Annotated in this window: 21 protein-coding genes; all 21 read left to right on the top strand. The window is 59.4% G+C overall.

What is annotated here, in order from left to right; translation table 11 throughout:
• Nucleotides 1-43 precede the first annotated feature (43 nt).
• The 21 genes from F8N44_RS31615 to fliD all read left to right on the top strand — a co-directional run bounded on the left by F8N44_RS31615 (nt 44) and on the right by fliD (nt 22,936).
• Entirely contained in the window at nt 44-1,291 is a 1,248-nt protein-coding gene (locus F8N44_RS31615) for a calcium-binding protein (protein WP_224794736.1), read from the top strand.
• Nucleotides 1,292-1,347: 56 nt separating this feature from the next.
• The gene (locus tag F8N44_RS31610) at nt 1,348-2,472 is read left to right on the top strand and encodes a calcium-binding protein (protein ID WP_224794735.1); all 1,125 of its coding nucleotides are present in this window, start codon (nt 1,348-1,350) and stop codon (nt 2,470-2,472) included.
• A 292-nt stretch (nt 2,473-2,764) separates the two neighbouring features.
• Complete coding sequence (gene rfbF / locus F8N44_RS06365; protein WP_150649727.1) at nt 2,765-3,538, top strand: glucose-1-phosphate cytidylyltransferase; 774 nt, start codon at nt 2,765-2,767, stop codon at nt 3,536-3,538.
• A complete protein-coding gene (gene rfbG, locus F8N44_RS06360; RefSeq protein WP_007920090.1) occupies nt 3,520-4,602 on the top strand; it encodes a CDP-glucose 4,6-dehydratase in 1,083 nt (360 codons plus the stop codon). The genes rfbF and rfbG overlap by 19 nt, the downstream gene beginning before the upstream one ends.
• Nucleotides 4,599-5,159, top strand: a complete 561-nt coding sequence (rfbC, locus tag F8N44_RS06355; RefSeq protein ID WP_150649726.1) for a dTDP-4-dehydrorhamnose 3,5-epimerase — start codon at nt 4,599-4,601, stop codon at nt 5,157-5,159. The genes rfbG and rfbC overlap by 4 nt, the downstream gene beginning before the upstream one ends.
• Nucleotides 5,156-6,382, top strand: a complete 1,227-nt coding sequence (locus tag F8N44_RS06350; protein WP_150649725.1) for a class I SAM-dependent methyltransferase — start codon at nt 5,156-5,158, stop codon at nt 6,380-6,382. The genes rfbC and F8N44_RS06350 overlap by 4 nt, the downstream gene beginning before the upstream one ends.
• On the top strand, nt 6,379-7,224 hold the full coding sequence (locus F8N44_RS06345; protein WP_150649724.1) for an NAD-dependent epimerase/dehydratase family protein: 846 nt from the start codon (nt 6,379-6,381) through the stop codon (nt 7,222-7,224). Before F8N44_RS06350 ends, F8N44_RS06345 begins: the two co-directional genes overlap by 4 nt.
• A gap of 78 nt (nt 7,225-7,302) precedes the next feature.
• Complete coding sequence (locus F8N44_RS06340) at nt 7,303-8,037, top strand: cephalosporin hydroxylase family protein (RefSeq protein ID WP_150649723.1); 735 nt, start codon at nt 7,303-7,305, stop codon at nt 8,035-8,037.
• 55 nt (nt 8,038-8,092) lie between these two features.
• Nucleotides 8,093-11,008 (top strand): glycosyltransferase family 2 protein, encoded by a 2,916-nt coding sequence (locus F8N44_RS06335; RefSeq protein ID WP_150649722.1) that lies wholly within the window; start codon nt 8,093-8,095, stop codon nt 11,006-11,008.
• Nucleotides 11,009-11,031: 23 nt separating this feature from the next.
• The gene (gene pseB, locus F8N44_RS06330) at nt 11,032-12,033 is read left to right on the top strand and encodes a UDP-N-acetylglucosamine 4,6-dehydratase (inverting) (protein WP_007920072.1); all 1,002 of its coding nucleotides are present in this window, start codon (nt 11,032-11,034) and stop codon (nt 12,031-12,033) included.
• On the top strand, nt 12,030-13,187 hold the full coding sequence (gene pseC, locus F8N44_RS06325) for a UDP-4-amino-4,6-dideoxy-N-acetyl-beta-L-altrosamine transaminase (protein WP_150649721.1): 1,158 nt from the start codon (nt 12,030-12,032) through the stop codon (nt 13,185-13,187). The genes pseB and pseC overlap by 4 nt, the downstream gene beginning before the upstream one ends.
• A gap of 31 nt (nt 13,188-13,218) precedes the next feature.
• Nucleotides 13,219-13,839 (top strand): pseudaminic acid biosynthesis-associated methylase, encoded by a 621-nt coding sequence (locus tag F8N44_RS06320; RefSeq protein WP_150649720.1) that lies wholly within the window; start codon nt 13,219-13,221, stop codon nt 13,837-13,839.
• Nucleotides 13,836-14,531 (top strand): pseudaminic acid cytidylyltransferase, encoded by a 696-nt coding sequence (gene pseF, locus F8N44_RS06315; RefSeq protein ID WP_150649719.1) that lies wholly within the window; start codon nt 13,836-13,838, stop codon nt 14,529-14,531. Before F8N44_RS06320 ends, pseF begins: the two co-directional genes overlap by 4 nt.
• Complete coding sequence (gene pseG / locus F8N44_RS06310; protein WP_150649718.1) at nt 14,528-16,033, top strand: UDP-2,4-diacetamido-2,4,6-trideoxy-beta-L-altropyranose hydrolase; 1,506 nt, start codon at nt 14,528-14,530, stop codon at nt 16,031-16,033. The genes pseF and pseG overlap by 4 nt, the downstream gene beginning before the upstream one ends.
• On the top strand, nt 16,026-17,078 hold the full coding sequence (pseI, locus tag F8N44_RS06305) for a pseudaminic acid synthase (RefSeq protein ID WP_150649717.1): 1,053 nt from the start codon (nt 16,026-16,028) through the stop codon (nt 17,076-17,078). Before pseG ends, pseI begins: the two co-directional genes overlap by 8 nt.
• Before the next feature lie 226 nt (nt 17,079-17,304).
• Nucleotides 17,305-18,231, top strand: a complete 927-nt coding sequence (locus tag F8N44_RS06300; RefSeq protein ID WP_007920064.1) for a ketoacyl-ACP synthase III — start codon at nt 17,305-17,307, stop codon at nt 18,229-18,231.
• An 88-nt stretch (nt 18,232-18,319) separates the two neighbouring features.
• Nucleotides 18,320-19,609, top strand: a complete 1,290-nt coding sequence (locus F8N44_RS06295; RefSeq protein ID WP_150649716.1) for a motility associated factor glycosyltransferase family protein — start codon at nt 18,320-18,322, stop codon at nt 19,607-19,609.
• Nucleotides 19,606-19,872 (top strand): hypothetical protein, encoded by a 267-nt coding sequence (locus tag F8N44_RS06290; protein ID WP_127926309.1) that lies wholly within the window; start codon nt 19,606-19,608, stop codon nt 19,870-19,872. Before F8N44_RS06295 ends, F8N44_RS06290 begins: the two co-directional genes overlap by 4 nt.
• Nucleotides 19,873-20,114: 242 nt before the next feature.
• Nucleotides 20,115-20,966, top strand: coding sequence for a flagellin domain-containing protein (locus tag F8N44_RS06285; protein WP_123376257.1), 852 nt, complete (start codon nt 20,115-20,117; stop codon nt 20,964-20,966).
• 73 nt (nt 20,967-21,039) lie between these two features.
• Entirely contained in the window at nt 21,040-21,396 is a 357-nt protein-coding gene (locus tag F8N44_RS06280; protein WP_064390852.1) for a flagellar protein FlaG, read from the top strand.
• Nucleotides 21,397-21,478: 82 nt separating this feature from the next.
• A complete protein-coding gene (fliD, locus tag F8N44_RS06275) occupies nt 21,479-22,936 on the top strand; it encodes a flagellar filament capping protein FliD (RefSeq protein ID WP_123376256.1) in 1,458 nt (485 codons plus the stop codon).
• Nucleotides 22,937-22,959 lie beyond the last annotated feature (23 nt).

Genomic DNA, 22,959 nt, shown 5'->3' with positions numbered 1-22,959 from the left:
CACGCGAACCGGTACCGGTTCACAACAAGGCAAGGAAGAAACAATGGCTGTTATAAACGGGACAAACGGCGCGGATACGCTGACGGGTACCAGTGGTGATGACGAGATCAATGGTCTCGGCGGCAACGACCTGATTCTGGGTGGTGCCGGTGCCGACAAATTGAATGGTGGTGATGGTTTCGACACGGTCGATTACTCAGCTTCCGCAGCGGGGGTCAACGTCGATATTCGGCCGGGTATGGGGCTGGCAGGAGTCGGTGGCGATGCGCAGGGCGATACCCTCACCGGTATCGAAAAGGTCATCGGTTCGGCATTCAACGACACGTTCACCACCGAAGCTTCTCTCTTTGCTACCTACGATGGCGGCGCCGGCGACGACATCTATTACGTCAATGGTGGTGGTGTGACGGTCATTGAGCAGGCTGGCGGTGGCAACGATGAAGTGCGCGTGACCTGGAAAGATCATACGTTGGCGGCTAACGTCGAGCGCTTGACCTATACGGGAACCGGTTCGTTTACCGGCTGGGGTAACGCCAGCGACAACATCATCACTGGTGGTAACGGCAACGATATGTTCTATGGCGGCGGCGGTGCCGACCAGTTCATCGGTGGCGCTGGCCGCGATACCGCGTCGTACCTCGACAGCGCGGTCGCGGTCAGCATCAACCTGAAAATCGGGGTCAACTCGGGGATTGGTGCGGGTGATACTTACAACAGCATCGAAGTCATTGCCGGCTCCAAATACAACGATACCTTCGTGGTCGATAGCCGGATTTCGGGCGTCGATGGCGGTGAAGGCTTTGATACGGTCGATTACTCGACGTCTGCTGCTGCCGTGAATATCGATATCCGTCCGGGCACCGGTCTGGCGGGCGTTGGTGGCGACTCGCAAGGCGTGACGCTGACCGGGGTCGAAAAAGTCATCGGTTCGGCATTCAACGACACGTTCACCACCGAAGCTTCTCTCTTTGCTACCTACGATGGCGGCGCCGGCGACGACATCTATTACGTCAATGGTGGTGGTGTGACGGTCATTGAGCAGGCTGGCGGTGGCAACGATGAAGTGCGCGTGACCTGGAAAGATCATACGTTGGCGGCTAACGTCGAGCGCTTGACCTATACGGGAACCGGTTCGTTTACCGGCTGGGGTAATGCCATCGACAACATCATCACTGGTGGTAACGGCAACGATCTGTTGTATGGTGGTGGCGGTGCCGATCAGTTCATCGGTGGTGGTGGCCTGGATACCGTTTCGTACGTCGACAGCGCTGTTGCGTCAGCGTCAACCTGACAATCGGGGTCAATACCGGGATCGCGCTGGGTGATACCTATAACAGCATTGAAGCAATGCGTGGTTCGAACTTCAACGACGTCTTTGTTGGCGGTACTGCCGCCCTGGCACTTGATGGCGGTACAGGCTTCGATCTGGTCAGCTACGAGTCGTCCTACAGTGGCGTTACCATCGACCTGAAAACCAATGTCAACGCCGGTGATGCTGCTGGCGATACCTTCGCCGGGATCGAGATCTTCCAGGGCAGTAATTTTGCTGACACCTTGTCCGGCACTGCGATCAACGACAACTTCGTCGGTGGCGGTGGCGCCGATGTGATCGACGGTCGTGAAGGGATCGACACCGTCTGGTACCTCAACAGCGCCACGGCGGTGAATATCAATCTGCAAACCGGCGTCAATCAGGGCGGCGATGCGCAGGGCGATGTGCTGATCAATGTGGAGAGCATTATCGGCACCCATTTCAATGACACCCTGACCGGCAATGCGCTGGCCAATGGTCTTGAAGGCGGCCTCGGCAATGACACCATTTATGGTGGCGACGGCAACGATGTCATTTACGGCAGCTTCTACACCCAGCTCGGGCCGTTCGCGGTCGACGTGGCTGCCGCAGGGCCGCAAGCTGACATGTTGTACGGCGGCAATGGCAACGACATGATCGTCAGCGCTCCGGATGACCGTGGCACTATCGCCTATGGTGAGGCCGGTCACGACACGATTTATGTCGTCAGTGGCACTGCAGATGGCGGGGAGGGCAATGACGATCTGCTCGGTACGGGGGCGAACTTTGTCTTGCTAGGTGGTGCGGGCAATGACGCATTGACCTTTGGCGCCTTGCATACTGCCCCTGGGCAGATGAAGGCCAGCGGCTTTGCCAATGGTGGCGAGGGCGATGACACCTACTTCGTCAACACCAGCCTGCTGGTGACTATCCGCGATGACGGGGTCAGCACCAATGACACCTTGATCCTGAATAACATTCGCTCGGCTGACACGTTGCAGCTGGCGCGGGTTGGCGATGATCTGTACCTCAGCGACGGATATTTCCCACCGTCCGACCCAACCCAGCAAGGTGTCAAATTGCAGGACTGGTTCGCGGGTGGCAACACCATCGAACACTTCAAGGCAGCCAACGGTGATGTTCTGCCGATCAATGGCGATGGGTTTGCCATGTTTGGTTGATTCATCTGCCTCGCAGTCGCGTTGAAGGCATTTTGCGCTGTAACGAAGGGAGCCCGATCCTGGTAGATCGGGCTCTCTTTTTTATCCCCCTAGTGCTCGTCGCTGCCGCCGGTGTTGGCAGTCAACGGAGGCAGACGAGCTGGCGCGTTTCCTGCAAGTCCCCCTCAAATCGCCATAAAACGAGCGCTAGCGGTCATCCCACCGGCGCCCGGAGCGGCAAAAGGTTGAGCCAGATGGCCCGCAAAGCTCAAGAAAGCTGCGCGCAGCCCGGTGACGAACAAGAGGGGAGACGATGAAGGCAGTAATTTTGGCGGGTGGCCTCGGCACGCGCATCAGTGAAGAGTCGCACCTTAAGCCCAAGCCGATGATCGAGATCGGCGGCAAGCCAATTCTCTGGCACATCATGAAGCAGTATTCCGCTCACGGAATTCATGACTTCGTGATCTGCCTCGGCTACAAGGGTTATGCGATCAAGGATTTCTTCGCCAACTACTTCCTGCACACCTCCGACGTCACCTTCAACATGCGCGAAAACCGCATGGACGTGCATCAGAATTACAGCGAACCGTGGAGCGTCACGCTCATCGACACCGGCGAGGAAACCATGACCGGTGGCCGGCTGCTGCGTGCCGGCCGTTACCTCAAGGATGAAGAAGCGTTTTGCTTCACCTACGGCGACGGCGTTTCCGATCTGAACATTCGTCAGTTGGTCGATTACCACAAGGCTCATGGCCGCCTCGCGACCGTGACCGCCGTGCAACCGCCAGGGCGCTACGGTGCGCTGGAGCGTCAAGGCGATCAGGTCCTCGGTTTCACCGAAAAACCTCGTGGTGATGGCGGCTGGATCAATGGCGGCTTTTTCGTGCTGTCGCCGAAAGTGTTGCCGTACATCGCTGGTGATGAAACCACTTGGGAGGCCGAGCCATTGGCCCGTCTGGCTCAGGATGAACAGCTCAAAGCCTTTGAGCACGAAGGCTTCTGGCACCCGATGGACACCCTGCGCGACAAGAACCATCTCGAAGCGTTGTGGCAGAGCGGGGAGGCCCCATGGAAGCAATGGGCCTGAGTGCGGATTTCTGGCGCGGCAAACGCGTTCTCGTCACCGGACATACCGGTTTCAAAGGCAGTTGGCTGACCCTGTGGCTGCAAAGCCTCGGCGCGCAAGTCAGCGGCTTTTCTCTGGATCCGTCGACTGAACCGAGCCTGTTCGAACTGGCGCGCGTGCACGAAGGCATCAACGATCAGCGCGGTGATTTGCGTGATCTGGGCGCCTTGCTGGAAATCATCGCCGACACCGAGCCGGAGATCGTGCTGCACCTGGCCGCTCAGCCGCTGGTGCGCGAAGGCTATCGCGATCCGCTCGGCACTTACTCCAGCAACGTCATGGGCACGCTGAACCTGCTCGAAGCGATTCGTCAGGTCGGTTGCGTGCGCGCCTGTGTGCTGGTGACCACCGACAAGGTCTACGCCAACAAGGAATGGCTCTGGCCGTACCGCGAAGACGAAGCCCTCGGTGGACACGATCCTTACAGCAGCAGCAAGGCCTGCTGTGAACTGCTCGCGCAATCCTATGCCGCGTCGTTCTTCCCGGCCGACAAGTACGCTGAACACGGTCTGGCCTTGGCCACTGCGCGTGCCGGTAACGTCCTCGGCGGCGGTGATTTTGCCCCTGAGCGACTGATTCCCGACGTGCTCAAAGCCTGGACGGCCGACGAGCCGGTGACCCTGCGCTATCCGCAAGCCGTACGTCCGTGGCAGCACGCGCTGGAGCCGTTGGCCGGTTACCTGCAACTGGCCGCCGGCCTCTACGAACAAGGGCCGGAATATGCCGGGGCGTGGAACTTCGGCCCGGGCGAAGCGGACATGTGCAGCGTTGGCGAAGTCGTCGAATTGCTCGCCAGCCGCTGGCCGCAGGCGCGCGGTCTGCGCATCGAAAAAAGCGAACTGCACGAGGCCGGCCTGCTGCGTCTGGACAGCAGCCGCGCCCGCCAGGTACTCGGCTGGCAGCCGCGCTGGACCTTGCAGCAGTGCCTGACCCAGACCCTCGACTGGCACCTGGCGTGGCAGAACGGCGATGACATGCGCAGCGTCACCCTCGGCCAATTGAACCTGTATCGAGGCGCGCTGTGAGTGAGTTTTCTCTGAAAGCATTGCCGCTGGCCGGATTGTTCAGCGTCCAGCACAAACGTTTCGACGATCAGCGCGGGCACTTCGCACGGCTGTTCTGCGAAGGCAGCCTGAGTGCGTTCGGCAGTGAATTCCATATCCGTCAGATCAACCATTCCTGCACCCGCGAGAAGGGCAGTGTGCGCGGTCTGCATTATCAGAACGCCAACGCCCCGGAAGCCAAACTGATCACCTGCCTGCGCGGTGAAGTGTGGGACGTGGCGGTGGATCTGCGCCCGGATTCTGAAACGTATCTGCACTGGCACGCCGAGCATCTGAAGGCCGGTGATGGCCGCAGCTTGTTAATCCCGGCTGGCTTCGCCCACGGTTTCCAGACGCTCAGTGAAGATGCCGAGTTGCTCTATCTGCACAGCGCCGATTACGCGCCGGAGCATGAGGGCGGTCTGTCGGTGAACGATCCTCGGCTGGCGATTGCTTGGCCGTTGCCTGTCAATAATTTGTCAGCGCGTGATTCCAGCCATCCCGCGCTCGATCAACACTTTGCTGGAGTGCGTCTATGAACTGCCGTGGGTGCGCCGCACCGCTGAGCCTGCCGCTGATCGACCTCGGCACCTCGCCACCGTCCAACGCCTACGTCCACGCCGATCGCCTGGAACAGGCTGAGCAATGGGTCCCGTTGAAGGTCGCGGTGTGCCAGCAATGCTGGCTGGTGCAGACCGAGGATTACACCAGCGCCGATAGCCTGTTCGACGCCGAGTACGCTTACTTCAGTTCGTTCTCTATCACCTGGCTGGCCCATGCCGAGCGTTATGTCGCCGAGATGGTTGAGCGCTTCGGCCTGAGCGCTGACAGCCGCGTGGTGGAAATCGCCGCCAACGACGGTTACTTGCTGCAGTACGTGGCCGGTCGCGGCATTCCGTGCCTGGGTGTTGAGCCGACGCGCAGCACCGCACAAGCGGCGCGGGAAAAAGGCCTGGAAATCCGCGAACTGTTCTTCGGTCGCGACACTGCTGCGCAATTGAAAAGCGACGGCTGGGGCGCCGATCTGATGGCGGCCAACAACGTGCTCGCGCATGTGCCGGATATCAACGATTTCCTCGGCGGCTTCGCGACGCTGCTCAAGCCAACCGGCGTGGCCACCTTCGAATTCCCGCAACTGCTGACGCTGATGGCGGGCGCGCAGTTCGACACGCTGTATCACGAGCACTATTCCTATCTGTCGCTGACCGCCGTGCAGACCCTGTGCGAGCGCAATGGTCTGGAAGTGTTCGACGTCAGCCAACTGACCACCCACGGCGGTTCGCTGCGCGTGTTCGTGCAGCGCAAGGACGGCCAGCGCCGCGCGGTTCAACCTGCGGTGCAACAACAGTTGAAAGCCGAACTGGATGCCGGGGTGAAAACCGCTGAGTACTACGCCACCCTCGCGCCTGCCGCTGAACGCATCAAGCATGAACTGTTGCGTTTCCTGTTGCAGGCCAAGGCTGACGGTAAACGTGTGGTCGGTTATGGCGCGGCGGCCAAAGGCAACACCTTGCTCAATTACGCCGGGGTCAAACCGGACCTGCTGGCCTGGGTCGCCGATGCCAATCCGCACAAGCAGGGCAAGTTCCTGCCGGGTAGCCGCATTCCGATTGTGGCGCCGGCGCAGATTGATCTCGAAAAACCGGATTACGTGCTGGTGCTGCCGTGGAACCTGCTGCACGAAGTCAGTCAGCAACTGGCGCAAGTGCGTCAGTGGGATGGCCGCTTCGTGATCGCCGTGCCTGAGTTGAGCGTGCTGTGAAGGTTCTGGTCACTGGCGCCACAGGGTTTGTCGGTCGGCATCTGGTCGCGGCGTTGCTTGCACACGGCTGCGATGTTCGCGCCGTGGCGCGCAACGCAGAAACCGCGCAAGGCATGCCGTGGATCAACAACGTCGAGTTCATCGCCGCGGATATTCACGCCGCCGATCTCGATATCCACGCGTTGACCGATGGCATCGACGCGCTGGCGCATCTGGCCTGGCCGGGCTTGCCGAACTACCGGGCGCTGTTCCATTTCGAACACAACCTGATGGCCGATTACCGCTTTATCAAAAGCGCGGTCGAGGCGGGCGTGCAGCAGGTGCTGGTTACCGGCACCTGTTTCGAATACGGCCTGCAAAGCGGCCCACTCAGTGAAAACACCGAGCCGAAGCCGAGCAATCCTTACGGTCTGGCCAAGCACACGCTGCACCTGTTTTTGCAAAATCTGCAGCAGGAGCATCCGTTTACTTTGCAGTGGGCGCGCTTGTTCTATCTGCATGGCGAAGGGCAAAACCCCAACAGTCTGTTGGCCGCACTGGACCGGGCGATCGATGCCGGTGAAGCGTCGTTCAACATGTCCGCCGGTGAGCAGTTGCGCGATTTTCTGCCGATTGAACGCGCTGCCGGTTACCTCGCCGCGATCCTGCAAAAAACCGACTTCAACGGCGTGATCAATTGCGCCAGCGGTCAGCCGGTTTCGGTAAGAGCACTGGTCGAGCAACGCCTGAGCGAGCGCGGCGCTTCGATCGATTTGAATCTGGGGCATTACCCCTATCCGACACACGAGCCCTTGGCGTTCTGGGCCGTGGTCGACCGATTGCAACAGTTACTCGAGGCGTAACGCATCGATTGATGCGCCTCAAGGCGAATGCCTTGTTGGCAGCGTGATTATCAAATGACTTTTCAGTGAGACCGGACAATGAGCGATAACCTAATCAAAGCCTTCGAGGCGGAGTGCCAGGCTGAAGTGACTGCCCAAGGCCAGGACAAGGACTTGAAGGCGCTGGCCCAAGAGTTCTACAACCAGTCGGCCAAGCACAAATACACCTACCATTTCTCGTGGATGGGCCGGCCGATCATCCAGTTGCCTCAAGACATGATGGCCATGCAGGAACTGATCTGGCGGATCAAGCCGGATCTGGTGATCGAATGCGGTATCGCTCATGGCGGTTCAATAATTTACTACGCCTCGCTGCTCGAATTGCAGGGCCACGGTGAAGTGCTGGGCATTGATCGCGATATTCGTGCGCACAACCGCGAGGCCATCGAAAGTCATCCGATGATCAAGCGCATCAGCATGATCGAAGGTTCGAGCCTCGATCCGGCGGTGGTCGAGCAAGTGCGTCAGGCGGCGGCCGGCAAGAAAGTCATCGTCGTACTCGACTCCAACCACACCCACGAACATGTCCTCGAAGAATTGCGTCTCTACGCACCACTGGTGTCGGTCGACAGCTATTGCGTGGTCATGGACACGGTGGTCGAAGACATGCCGGCCGATGCCTTCCCGGATCGCCCATGGGGCCCGGGCGACAACCCGAAAACCGCCGTCTGGGCGTACCTCAAAGAGAACGACGATTTCGAGATTGATCAGGCGATGCAAGACAAGCTGCTGATCACCGTCGCGTCGGACGGTTATCTGCGCCGGGTTCGTTAATCAGTTCCATTATCAAAGCGTTTTTCGGGCGGTTTCGCCGGTCGTGGGAGAAGTTATGCAAGGCAAGTCTGTTTCTGAACAAAAGCTGCCATTGAGCGAGTTGCTGACGGTGGTACTGATCACCCACAACCGCCCGGCGTTTCTGCGTCGAGCGCTGCAGTATTACAGCAGCCTGCCTTGCAAGGTTCTGGTGCTGGACTCGTCTCCCGAGCGCCCGGAAGGTGATTTTTCGGCGGTCGATTACCAGCACCTGCCGCAATTCGCCTACTGGGGCATGCAGGCCAAACTGACCTACGGCGTTGCGCAGCTGACCACGCCTTACATGGTGTTCGCCGCCGACGACGACTTCATCCTGCATGAGTCGCTGGCTGAATCGGTCAACTTCCTGGAAGCGAACCGCGACTATGGTTTGTGCCACGGCTACTGCCTGATGTACCTGGCGCTGGCAGGCAGCGTCACCTACTACCGCCGCGACAAGAAAATCTGCGAAGACTATGCGTCGGAGCGCGCCGAGGATCGGGTCCTCGATTTCATGCACCAGTACGTGCCGCCGTTCTACGGCGTATGCCGTACCTCTATCATTCAGGACTGGTACGCGGCATTGCCGGCGGGCACCAGTTTCGAATGGCAGGAGATCGGCCACACCTATTACCTGCTGGCGAACGCCAAGGCGCGGATCCTGCCGATTCCGTATGTCGTGCGCGAGATCAACGTCGGTTTCTCCGACCACAACACCGAGGTGTATCACGCGCTGTCGTACACCGATTCCAAGTCAGTGGCCGAGCGGGAAGCCTTCGCCGAATTCCTCGCGTCGCTGCCGACGGGTATCAACGATCTCGACCAGGCGCAGCGCAAGGCGTTTGCCCTGGAAAGCTTCGCGGCCATGACCGACAGCCTGGTCAGTGGGCGGGCGTTGACGGCCGAGGTGATTTTCGAGTCGACCTGGAACCCCCTGACCAAGGCGCCTGAGCGTAAATTCGGGCCACGGCAATACGTCGAGATGCCGTTCTACAACCAGCGCTTTTTTGACTTGCTGACCCAGTTCGAGTTTCTGCTGCACGCGATGCCGGCCGGGCGTATTCAACTGGAAAAGCTCGAAGGCATCTGGACCCGGCAGGAGTACCTGCTGCAGTCGCGCAATAACGATACGGCGGAAAGTGTCCTCGACCGTTTGTGGCAGGCCCATGACAGAAACGTGTTCAACCGTCGCGTGGTCAAGCGCCTGGCCGAGCAACTGCAGGTCCTCGGCGAGGAAGATCAGGCGCAGGAAATGGCTGATTGGGGCGCCGGTCTTGAAAGCGTGTCTAACGTCGATCACTACCCGGTCTTCAACAAGATGCGTTCAGGTCGTTTGCTCGACTGGATGGCAGCCCGCAAGCCGGATGCTGAAGAGGCCGGGTTGATTGCCGCGCATCTGGCGGCGAACAATGGCGGACCACAATTCGGCATTTTTCTGCTGGATCTGGACAACGACGTCGACAAGCTGCAAGTCACCCTCGACAGCCTCGTCGAAGGGTACAGCAAAGCTTTCAAAATCGTGGTCTTCACCACGGGCGAGCCGCAGTCTGCGACAACCGCGCAAAATATCCTGCACTTTGTCCGGGTCACGCCGGGCAACTTCATCGACAAACTCAACCTGAGCGCCGCGCAGTCTCCATGCGACTGGTTGCTGCTGGCCAACGTGGGCGAAGAATTCACCGCCGGTGGCCTGTTGCGCGCTGGCCTGGAGTTGATGTCAGCCGCGGATCTTCGCGCGGTGGCCACCGATGAAATCCAGCGCACTGAAGACGGTGCGCTGGTGGATGTGTTCCGCCCAGGTTTCAACCTCGATTTGCTGCAAAGCGTTCCATCGCTGATGGCACGCCACTGGCTGATTCGACGGGACGTTTTCCTTCAAACGGGCGGTTATCAGGCCGATTTCAGCAAGGCGCTGGAGTTTGACCTGTTGTTGCGCCTGATTGAGCAGGGCGGTCTCGGTGGTCTGGCACACCTCGACGAGCCGCTGCTGATCACCCAGGCCGCTGTGTTGCAAGAGAATGCTCATGAGCGCCTGGCGTTGCTGCGTCATTTGGGTAATCGCGGCTACAAGGCCAAGGTCACTTCGTCGCTGCCAGGTACCTGGCAGGTCGATTATCGTCATACCGAACTGCCAATGGTGTCGATCATTGTGCCGGCCAGTGATGACCTGCCAGCGCTGCGCCGTTGCGTGGAGGGCGTGCTGCTCAGAACCCGCTACAGCCGTTATGAATTACTGGTTGCGGCCAACCCGAATCAGTCGGCGGCGGTCAACGACTGGCTGGGCCAGTTGCGCAATCCTCGAGTCAATGTCTTGCGTGCCGATCAGCCGCTCGGTGAGGTGGCTTTGTACAACGCCGCCAGCGAGCAGGCGAACGGTGAGTATCTGGTATTGCTGGCCGCTGACAGTGAAGTCGTCAACCCGAACTGGATCGATTCGCTGCTCAACCACGCCCAGCGTCCGGAAGTGGGCATCGTCGGTGCCAAACTGGTCGACCGCGACGGCAAAGTCTCCCAGGCCGGCTTGATTCTAGGCTTTAACGATGGTGTGGGTTCGGCGTTCATCGGCGAAAAACACACCGCCGGGGGCTACATGCAGCGTTTGGCTGTCGAGCAGAATTACTCGGCTGTGTCGAAGGTTTGCCTGATGGTGCGCAAAGAGCTGTTCAACGCCCTCGGCGGTCTGGATGAAGTGACGTTCGCTGACGGTTTCAGCGATGTCGACCTGTGCCTCAAGGCCGGTCAGAACGGTTTCCTCACTGTGTGGACGCCTTCGGTGCAGGTGCTGCATACCGGCGCGTTGCCAGAGGCTCCCCAAGCACTGGCGACACTGCGTGAGAAATGGAGCGGCGTCTTCGCGCAGGATCCGGCTTACAACGCCAACCTGGCCCTGACCGGCAAAGGTTTCACTCTGGGTGAAAATGCCTCGATCAACTGGGCTCAGTTGCTCGCTTAAGCGTGCCGGACAGGAATCAGCATATGTTCAACGGTAAATCAATCTTCATCTCCGGCGGCACCGGTTCGTTCGGGCGCAAATTCATCGCCCGACTGCTCGAGCAATACCAGCCCAAGCGCGTGGTGGTGTTCTCCCGTGACGAGCTGAAGCAGTATGAAATGCAGCAGACGTTCAACGCGCCGTGCATGCGTTACTTCATTGGTGATGTGCGTGACGCCGATCGTCTGCGTCAGGCCATGCGCGGCATCGACTACGTGGTGCATGCCGCGGCGTTGAAGCAAGTGCCGGCGGCGGAATACAACCCGACCGAATGCATCCGCACCAACGTCAACGGCGCGGAGAACATCATCGCCGCCGCCATCGATAACGGCGTGAAAAAAGTTGTCGCGCTGTCCACCGACAAGGCGGCCAGCCCGATCAATCTGTACGGCGCGACCAAGTTGCTTTCGGACAAATTGTTTGTCGCCGCCAACAATATTGCCGGCGAGCAGGAAACCCGTTTTGCTGTGGTGCGCTACGGCAACGTGGCCGGCTCGCGCGGTTCGGTGGTGCCGTTCTTCAGCAAGCTGATCGCCGACGGTGCTCAGGAGTTGCCGATCACCGACGAGCGCATGACGCGGTTCTGGATCACCCTCGACCACGGCGTGCAGTTCGTCCTCGACAGCTTTGCGCGGATGCACGGCGGCGAAGTGTTCGTGCCGAAGATCCCGTCGATCCGCATTGTCGATCTGGCGCGCGGCATGGCCGAACATCTGCCGCACAAGAACGTCGGCATTCGACCTGGTGAAAAGCTCCATGAGTTGATGGTGCCGCTGGACGATGCGCGGATGACCCTTGAGTTCGAAGATCACTACACCATCCAGCCGTCGATTCGCTTTACCAGTGTCGATGTCGATTTCGCCGTCGACAGACTCGGTGAGCAGGGGCGTGTCGTCAGCGAAGATTTCGAGTATCGCTCCGACACCAACCCGCATTTTCTCTCGGTCGGCCAGATCGCCGATCTGCACGCGAAGCTCTCGGTATGATTCCCTACGGTCGGCAAAGCCTTGATCAGGCAGACATCGATGCCGTCGTCGAAGTGCTGCAGTCGGACTGGCTGACCCAAGGGCCTGGCATCGAGCGTTTCGAGCAGGCAATGGCCGAACGTTGCCAGGCAGACTTCGCCGTTGCGGTGTGCAACGCCACGGCGGCGCTGCACATTGCCTGTCTGGCCGCAGGCTTGGGGCCGGGTGATCGTTTGTGGACGACGCCCAATACCTTTCTTGCCTCGGCCAACTGTGGACGTTATTGCGGGGCCGACGTTGATTTCGTCGACATCGATCCGTTGACCTGGAATCTCGATGCCTTCGCCCTCGAAGCGAAACTCGATCAGGCTGAACAGGACGGCACTTTGCCGAAAGTGCTGGTGGCGGTGGCGTTCTCCGGGCAAAGCTGCGACATGCGCAAGATTGCCGAGCTGGCCGAGCGCTACAACTTCACCGTGATCGAAGATGCGTCTCACGCGGTGGGTGCGTCCTATGCAGGGCGTCCGGTGGGTTGCGGCGAGTTCGCGGCGATGACCGTGTTCAGTTTTCACCCGGTGAAGATCATCACCAGTGCCGAAGGCGGCATGGTGCTGACCAACCGCCCGCACCTGGCCGAGCGCTTGCAGCGCCTGCGCAGCCACGGCATGACCCGCGATCCGCAGCAGATGACTGAATCGAGCCACGGCCCGTGGTACTACCAGCAGATCGAGCTGGGCTTCAATTACCGGATCACCGATCTGCAAGCCGCGCTGGGCTTGTCGCAACTGGGCAAACTGGACGAATTCATCGCCCGGCGCCGCGAACTGGCCGCGCGTTATGATCGCCTGCTGACGTATTTGCCGGTGACGTTGCCCAGCCTTCAGCCGGAGGCGGATTCGGCTTGGCATCTGTATGTCATTCGCGTGCAGACGGATCGCATCAGCTGCAGCCACCGTCAGGTGTTTGAAGGCTTGCGTGCTGCCGGTGTTGGCGTGAATCTGCATTACATTCCCGTGCACTTGCAGCCGTACTATCGCGACCTGGGTTTCGCCGAGGGCGATTTCCCCGAAGCCGAGCGTTATTACGCCGAGGCGATCAGCCTGCCGCTGTTTCCGCTGTTGAGCGATGAACAACAGGATTACGTGGTCGAGCAATTGCGTCGGCTGACCGAATAATTGCCGCTGAGGCAAAGGATGAGTATCTGCAATGCGTCATTTGAGTGAGCAGGAAAAGTTCTGGCAGGGCGACTTCGGTAACCAGTACGTCGAGCGCAATGTCGGCCAACCGCTGGTGGCGACGAATCTGGCGTTGTTTGCCAAAGCCCTGAGCCGTGCCGCAGGCATCGAGAGCCTGGTCGAACTGGGCACTAACGCCGGCAACAATTTGCAGGCGTTGCGTCAACTTCTGCCCCGTTGCGAGCTGTTCGGCGTCGAGATCAATGACAGCGCCTGTGCTCAGGCACGGGCGTTGGACATTGCACAGATCTGGCATGGCTCGCTGTTCGATTTCCCGCGCGAGCGCCGCTACGACCTGACCCTGAGTAAAGGCGTGCTGATTCACTTGGCCCCGGAGCTGTTGCCGACCGCTTATGCGCAGTTGTACGAGCTGAGTCAGCGCTACATCCTGATCGCCGAGTATTACAATCCGGCACCGGTGGAAGTGTCCTATCGTGGCAACAGCGGCAAGCTGTTCAAGCGCGACTTTGCCGGTGAAATGCTCGATCGCTATGCCGATTTGCACTTGCTGGATTATGGTTTCGTCTATCACCGCGATCCGCAGTTTCCTGTGGACGACATCACTTGGTTCCTGTTGGAAAAGCGCCCTTGAGCAACGTCGCAATCATCCCGGCCCGTGGCGGCAGCAAACGCATCCCGCGCAAGAATCTCTTGCCATTCGACGGCGTGCCGATGATTGTCCGTTCGATCCGCACTGCGCTGGAATCGGGCTTGTTCGATCAGGTCGTGGTCAGCACCGACGATGCCGAAATTGCCGATGTGGCGCGAGCCCATGGCGCGCAGGTGCCTTTTTTGCGCCCGGCAGACCTGGCCGATGATTTCACCGGCACGGCGGCAGTGATCGTGCATGCCTTGCAGCAGTTGCCGGCGTACGATTACGCCTGTTGCCTGTATGCCACGGCGCCGCTGTTGCAGGCACGCTATCTGCGCCAGGGCATCGAATTGCTGGAGCAGCACCTGGAGAAGTCTTTCGCGTTCTCCGTGTGCAGTTTCGGTTTTCCGGTGCAGCGTGCGCTGACGCTGGACGGGCAGGGTGCGTTGAGCGCTTTGTATCCGGAATTTCGCAATACACGTTCGCAGGATTTGCCCGAAGCATTTCAGGACGCCGGTCAGTTTTACTGGGGGCGCACTGAGGCGTGGTTGCGCGGCGAGGTGCTCTATTCGCCAGCCAGCCTGCCGGTGATTCTGCCCCGGCATCTGGTGCAGGACATCGACACCCTTGAAGACTGGAAGCGCGCCGAATACCTGTACGCCGCGCTCAAGGCGGGTGGAGAGTTGCAATGAGAGTACTGATTCGTGCCGACGCCTCGCCAACCATCGGCAGCGGCCACATTGCTCGCTGCCTGACGCTGGCGCGAGTGTTGCGCGGGCAGGGTAGCCATGTCGCCTTTGCCTGCCGAAAATTGCCGGGGCATCGGCTCGATATGCTGAACGCCGAAGGGTTCGAAACATTTGCCTTGCCGGATCTCTATTGTGATGAAGACCCACAGCAAGCCATCGAGTCCATGCTGCCGTGGCAGGCCGACATCGACGCGCTGGATCTGTTGTTGGCCGGCCATGCCGGGTTCGACTGGATCATCGTCGATCATTACGGCCTCGATCATCACTGGCAAACCGCCGCCCGGCGCTGGGCGCAGCGCATAGCGGCAGTCGACGATCTGGCTACCCGGCGCTACAGCGCAGATCTTTTGCTCAATCAGAATCTGTCCGGTCTGCATGAAAATTATCAACCGTTGTTACCCGACGGCTGTCGCACCTTGCTTGGTCCGCGCTATGCCATGTTGCGCGAAGAGTTCTGTTGCCCGGCCATCGAAATCAAACCCAGGGCTCGCCGCGTGCTGGTGAATTTCGGCGGCTTCGATGCGGCCATGCAGACTCATCACGCAATGCTCGCCCTGGCCGAATACAGCGAGCTGCAAGTGGACTTTGTCGCCGGTGCCGACAATCCGGCGTGGACGCCTATGCAGGCCTTGGCCGAGACGCGGCCGAACTGGCGCCTGCACAGCTTCGTCAGCGATTTCCATCAGCGCATGACTGAAGCGGATCTGTTTATCGGCGCCGGGGGTGGCACCAGTTGGGAGCGGGCGGCGATGGGGTTGCCGACGATCTGTATCGCCGTGTCAAACAATCAGCAGAGCAACGGCGAAGTCATGGCAGCGGCGGGCGCACATGTGTTCATGGGCGCTCGTGAGCAGGTCAGTGTCGAGCAGTTGCGCGACGCCATCGGCTTTGTCACCGGCAATCCTTATTTGCGCCAAAGCCTGGCCGAGCGCTCGCGACAACTGGTCGACGGGCGTGGTGCCGAGCGTGTCGCGGTGGCACTGGCCGGTGCGGTGCTGAAGGTGCGTGCGGCGACTCTGGAGGATGCGCAGTTGCTGTTCGATGGGCGTAATGCCGAAACGGTACGGCGCTGGTCGCTGGACAGCGGCGTGATCGACTGGCCGCAGCACCTGAACTGGCTGACGGCGAGTTTGCGCAATCCACAGCGCCTGCTGTTGATCGCCGAGGCGGATGACGGTGCGGTCGGCGTTGTGCGGTATGACCTGCGCGGGTTTGAAGCCGAAGTCTCGATTTACCTGATCGAACGGCGGATGGGTCTGGGGTGGGGCAGGGCGCTATTGGCCCGTGGTGAGGCATTTGTTGCCGCGCACTGGCCGCAACTGAAGGTCATCACCGCTCGGGTGTTGCCGGACAATCGTCCCTCGTTGAATGTGTTTCGTGACGCCGGGTTCACTCAGAGTGCTTGTGCGTTCACCCGTGTTTTGAAGGATTCCCCGCATGACTAGTTTCAAGATCGGCAACCGCTTGATCGGTGCCGACGCGCCACCCTTCATCATCGCCGAGATGAGCGGCAACCATAACCAGTCACTGGACGTCGCCCTGCAAATTGTCGAGGCAGCGGCCAAGGCGGGGGCGCATGCGCTGAAGCTGCAAACCTACACCGCCGAAACCATGACGCTGGATTTGTCTGAGGGCGAATTCTTCATCAAGGATCCGGGCAGTCTGTGGGCGGGTACTTCGCTCTACGATTTGTATGAAAAAGCCCATACACCGTGGGAATGGCATGCACCGATTTTTGCTCGTGCCAAGGAACTGGGGATGCTCGCGTTCTCGACACCGTTCGACGACAGCGCCGTGGACTTTCTCGAAAGCCTCGATGTTCCGGCCTACAAGATCGCCAGTTTCGAAAACACCGATTTGCCGTTGATCCGTCGTGTGGCCGCCACTGGCAAGCCGCTGATCATTTCCACCGGCATGGCCAGCATCGTTGAACTGGATGAGGCCGTTCGCGCCGCGCGCGAGGCCGGTTGCAAAGATCTGGTGTTGCTCAAATGCACCAGCACTTACCCGGCAACGCCGCTCAACAGCAACGTGCGCACGATTCCCCATCTGCGTGAGTTGTTCGGTTGCGAAGTGGGGCTGTCCGATCACTCGATGGGCGTTGGCGTGTCGGTGGCGGCGGTGGCGCTTGGCGCGACGGTGGTGGAAAAACATTTCACCCTCGACCGTTCAGCGGGAGGCGTCGATGCGAGTTTTTCGCTGGAGCCGGCGGAAATGGCTAGCCTGGTGGTGGAAACCGAGCGCGCCTGGCAGGCCATGGGCCAGGTGCATTACGGCGTTACCGAGGCCGAGCGCAAGTCGCTGGTCTATCGCCGCTCGCTGTATGTCACGGCCGACATGGCCGCCGGTGACACCTTTACCGGGGACAATCTGCGCGCCATTCGCCCGGGGCTCGGTCTGCCGCCCAAGCACACCGATGCCGTCCTCGGCCGCCGCGCCCGCGCTCCGATCAAGCGCGGCACGCCGCTGGACTGGTCGTTGGTCGAATAACCCGATCTGCACCGATTCGGCAAAATAGCGTGACCTGCGAGTCATAACGCGCATCTTCACTGTATTGTATTGATCGGGGAGATGGCGCCTGGCTCGTTTTCGATTCCAGTGATAGCCCTTTGCGCTCCCCGTGGCTGCCCGTTGTGGCGGCCGTTTTCTGTTTGTCGGCGCCCCTCGAAATCCTTGCGAGCGGTGGTCTTGGGCTGTTTTTTATTGGGAAGCCGTAATGATTGGCATAAAAAGCATTGCGAGCTACGTTCCTGTAGCCGGCGTGGACAATTACGCACAAGGTGCAAAATTCGAGAAGGATGAAGAATTCATCCTTGGCAAGATCGGCTCGGCGTTCCTGCCGCGCAAAGACGCTGAACAGGAAACCTCCGATCTGTGCGTGGAGGCGGCCAATGCGCTGTTTGCCAGCAACCCGGATCTGAAACGTGAGTCGATCGACGCCTTGATCGTCGTCACCCAGAACGGTGACGAAGAAGGCCTGCCACACACCGCCGCCATCGTGCAGGACAAACTCGGTCTGCCGACCAACGTTGCGGCGTTCGATATTTCTCTGGGCTGCTCCGGTTACGTCTACGGCATCTACGCGATCAAGGGCTTCATGGAAGCCGCCGGTCTGAAGAACGGCCTGCTGATCACCGCTGACCCGTATTCGAAAATCGTCGACCCGGAAGACCGCAACACCACCATGTTGTTTGGCGATGCCGCGACGGCCACGTGGATGGGTGAGGATCCGACCTGGGCACTGGGCAAAGCCAAGTTCGGCACCGACGGTTCCGGCGCACCGCACTTGAAAGTCACCGATGGCGTGTTTTTCATGAACGGTCGTCAGGTGTTCAACTTTGCCTTGCTGAAAGTCCCGGCACACTTGCACGAATTGCTGGATGACTCTGGTCTGAAGGCGGATGACATCGATGCCTTCTGCATTCACCAGGGCAGTGCGGCAATTGTCGATGCGGTGGCGCGACGTTTCGAAGGCGAGCCGGAAAAATTCATCAAGGACATGGTTGAGACCGGTAACACCGTGTCGTCGAGCATTCCGCTGCTGCTGGAAAAACACGTCATCGATTCCGACTGGCAGCGTATTGCCTTGAGCGGTTTTGGTGTCGGTCTGTCGTGGGGCTCGGCGATCATCTATCGCCCTTGAGTCTGATCAAAAACGGCGGATACAAAAATAGCGTTCAAGGTTAACCTTGAACGCTATTTTTTTGCCTGAAGAGGGAGCGCGAGGCGCCATGAGCGAGTTTTTTCAAGCCAATGCCGAGGTGTTGCAACGGCGCTGGCCGGCGCTGTTCGAGCGACTGATGGCGGAGGACAGTGCAGCAGTCCAGGCCGAACTGGTGCAGGGGTTGGGTTCGACGCTCAGCGTCAATGGTGTTCAGCTCACCAGCCGCCATGACCGCATCCATGAAGCCCGGATTCAGGCGGCAAGCCTGGCGGACAAGCCGCAATTGCATGTCTACGGTACCGGCCTCGGCGATTTGCCCTGCGTGCTACTGGAGCGCGAAGGGCTTGAGCGTCTGTACGTGCACATCCTCAATGGCGCATTGTTCGCGCTGGTGGTGCAACTGCTCGATCAGCGCCATTGGCTGGAAGATCCGCGCGTCGAGTTGTTTTACGCCGGCGACCATCCAGACTTTTTTACGCCGTTTTTTGCCCTGCCTGCCGAGATGCTGCTGGCCGACGATTTCAACGCGAAAGTGCGTGATCGCTTGGTCAGCGAAGTGCACCTGAGCTTCAACAATCGGGATTTCGATCCGCAGTCACCGCAGATTCAACAGCGTTTGCAGGAATGCCTGCCGGTGCTGCTCGCCGATGCGGATGTGGCGCAGTTGTTCGGCACCTGTGCCGGCCGGGAAGTCTATGTGATCGCCACCGGGCCGACGCTGGAGCAGCATTACCAGCGTCTGGCGGCAATCCGTCAACGCGCCGAACGCCCGTTGTTCCTCTGTGTCGACACTGCGTATCGACCGCTGCGCGAACACGGGATTGTGCCTGACCTGGTGGTGAGCATTGATCAGCGCATCAGCTTTCGCCATCTGCCGTTCGAGGAGTCCGACGGCATCCCGCTGGTGTATCTGCCGATGAGCGATCCGTCGGTGTTGAAGGCGTGGAAGGGCAAGCGTTACGGTGGTTATTCCGCGAGTCCGATCTACGCGAATCTGCGTGAGCAACACCCGCGAGCGCAGTTGCACGTGGGCGGCAGTGTGATTCACCCGGCGGTGGATCTGGCGGTAAAGATGGGTGCCACCGGCATCACGCTGTTTGGTGCTGACTTCGCCTTCCCGATGAACAAGACCCATGCAGGCTGGAACGACGGCGATCTGGGGCCACCGGTGAATCAGGCGCGGCATTGGGTGCGCGATGGCCATGGTCAGCGGGTGACCACACAGCTCAACTTTCGCGGTTATTTGTGTGTGCTGGAGCGCTATATCGCTGCACATCCACAGGTCGAATTTCTCAACAGCAGCCGCTCCGGGGCGCTGATCGCCGGAACCGGCTTCAACCCGGAGTTTGTGCGATGAGTACGCTGAGCCTCTGTAAGGATGAATGTCGCCAGTGTGCGGGTTTGTTTCGCCTCGGGCGCGATGTCGAAGCGGCGCTGACGATGGTCGATGTGTTTGAAAAGGCCCAGCAATGTTTAGCGTCTGCCCCGGCAGAGGTTCAGCAGGAGTGGGCGCAGCTGTTAATGCAAATGCTCGAATGCCAGGAGCGCCAGGACTGGTTGGGGCTGGCTGACTCTATGGAGTACGAGCTGGTGGATTTGCTGGGAAGTGTTCGGGCCTGAACACGCCGACAGCACTGGCCCGCAGGTTTGCGCGGCAGTCGGTTTTATGACGTCATTTTTTCGCGGCGGATGGGCTGCTAAGTCTTTGTTTTCTCGGGGGTGGCAGGGTGATGGCAAATTTTTTTCAAAAAGCCCTCAAGCAACCTGCAAACCCGACGATAACTATTACGAAGGTTCTCTAGGCCATACCCGGCGGTTGCCAGGGCCGGAAGCCGCAGTACCCAACCAACGAGGAATTCGTCATGGCTTTAACAGTAAACACCAACACCACGTCGTTGAACGTTCAGAAAAACCTGAACCGCGCTTCCGACGCTCTGTCGACTTCGATGCAGCGCCTGTCTTCCGGCCTGAAAATCAACAGCGCTAAAGACGACGCCGCTGGCCTGCAGATCTCCACTCGTATGCAATCGCAAATCCGCGGTGGCAACCAGGCTATCCAGAACGCCAACGACGGTATCTCCGTTGCTCAGACCGCTGAAGGCGCTCTGCAAGCTACTACCGACATCCTGCAGCGTATGCGTGAACTGGCTGTTAAAGCACGTACCGGCACTAACGGCACTGCTGACCAGAAAGCAACCAACAAAGAATTCGCCGACATGTCGGACGAAATCACCCGTATCGCAGCTTCCACCAACCTGAACGGCAAAAACCTGCTGGACGGTTCGGCTGGTACTGTGACCCTGCAAGTTGGCGCAAACACCGGTACTGCTAACCACATCGACCTGGTACTGAGCTCCAAGTTCGACGCCGTCAGCCTGTCTGTGGACAAAGGTACTCTGGCTCTGACCGGTACTGACGCTGCTACCGCTGGTAGCAACATCGACAACGCTATCACTGCAATCGACGCTGCTATCGCTGCAATCGGTGATACCCGTGCCAGCCTGGGTGCTTCGCAAAACCGTCTGACCAGCACCATCTCCAACCTGCAGAACATCGTTGAGAACACCACCGCTGCTCAGGGTCGTGTACAAGACACCGACTTCGCCGCAGAAACTGCTAACCTGACCAAGCAGCAAACTCTGCAGCAGGCTTCGACCTCCGTTCTGGCTCAAGCCAACCAACTGCCTTCCGCTGTACTGAAGCTGCTTCAGTAATTTCGGAACAAGTTTGGGCGGGGGAGTGCGCTGGTCGTGCTCTCTCGCCCTTTTACGTTAGGAGGTGATGAGCATGGACATGAGCGTCAAGCTTAACCAGTCTTATCCGGCTCCCAAGCCAGTCACTCCGGTTGCTGACAAACCGTCAGAAACGCCGAAAGTGGCCAAGACTGAAGCGCCCGTCGCTGCCAAGAGTCAGGTTACGGACGACGCCAAGTTGAAACTGGCGGTGCAGGAGATCGAGAAGTTCGTTCAATCGATCAAGCGCAATCTGGAGTTCTCGATCGACGAGCATTCCGGAAAGGTCATCGTCAAGGTGATCGCAAGCGAGACGGGTGAGGTCGTTCGACAGATTCCCTCCGCAGAAGCCCTCAAGCTGGCAGACAGTCTGGCCAATGCGAGTCACGTATTGTTCGACGCCAAAGTCTGATAGCTGGCATGAATAATGTTTGTCCGTTCTCAGGACGCGTGTAACGGTCAAAAGAATGGCAACAATCTGAAGGGAGATGCACATGGCAAGTCCAATTCTACCGGGTTCCGGACTGGGTTCCGGCCTGGACATCGGTGCGATCGTCACTGCGCTGGTCAACGCCGACAAGGCGCCGAAGCAGACGCAGATCGATACCGCCACCAAAGCCAACACGCTGAAGATTTCCGGCATCGGTTCGCTGAAGAGCGCGTTGACTGCGTTCCAGACGGCGATGACCAATCTGAGCAGCAAGACCAATCCTGCATTTGCCGGCTTCACCGCGACTTCCAGCAACACAAACCTGACTGCGACGTCCGACAGTACTGCGGTTGCGGGCAATTACAATGTTGTCGTCACTCAGTTGGCTACAGGCTCGAAAGTCGCCAGCGCTTCTTTTGCCGGCGGTGCCGCCAGTGCCATTCCGAGTGGTACCCTGAAAATCAGTCAGAATGGCACTGATTACAATGTCGACATTCCGGCCGATGCCACGTTGCAGACCACCCGCGACGCCATCAACAAGGCTCAGGGCGCCAACGGCATCTCTGCCAACATCGTGACCGACAGCACCGGTGCTTCGCGCCTGGTGATCAGTTCGAGCAAGACCGGCGAAGGTTCTGACCTCACCGTGAGCGGTATTGCCGGTCTGGAAATCGATGGTACCCAGCCGATGGGAACTAGCCCGGCTGCAGGCGCTTCAGGTGCCGTCAACGGCGTTGCGAAAAACGCCAAGCTGACCATTGACGGTCTTGAGGTCACCAGCAAAAGCAACACGGTGACCGGCGCAATCAGTGGCCTGACTCTGAATTTGACCACGGTCAGCGAGGGCACGCCGCCGAGCAAGCCTACGGCTGTCACCGTGGATGCCAACACCAAAGGTCTGCAGACATCGATTCAGTCGTTCGTCGACGCCTACAACACCTTGAAGACCACCATCGATACGCTGTCCAAGGCGACGCCGGATGCCGATGGCAAGCTGACCGTGCAAGCGGCGTTCACGGGCGACGCGATGCCGCGCGCACTGATTGCCGATATTCGTGGCGAGTTGACAGCTAAGGGCGCTGGCGGTGAGTTGTCCGTACTGTCCCAGTTGGGTGTAATGACCGATCGCAACACTGGTAACCTGACGTTTGATACCGCTGCGTTCACCAAAACCATGGCGCAGCCAGGCATGACTGGCCAGGTTCAGCAGTTGTTCACCGGCACCGACGACACCAATGGTCTGTTGGCGCGCATGAGCAAAGCGGTAGATCCGTACCTCAAACCGGCGACGGGTAGCATTGGCGGTACCGGTCTGCTTGATCAGCGTATGGCCATTCTCACCAAAAACACGAAAAGCCTGACCGACCAGCAACTGGCGCTGGATTTGCGTGTCGCCAACCTGACCAAGACGTTGACTGCCAAGTACAACGCCATGGACTTGCTGGTAGGGCAGATGAAGGCGACGGCGAGCAGTATTACCTCGTTCTTCACCTCGCTGAACGCTCAGCAGTCCGCGAAGTAACAGGCAGGCACGACAAAAACCCG

The organism is Pseudomonas fluorescens (assembly GCF_902497745.1).
Taxonomy (GTDB): Bacteria; Pseudomonadota; Gammaproteobacteria; order Pseudomonadales; family Pseudomonadaceae; genus Aquipseudomonas; species Aquipseudomonas fluorescens_BM.
This window is presented reverse-complemented; position numbering and strand designations above follow the sequence as displayed.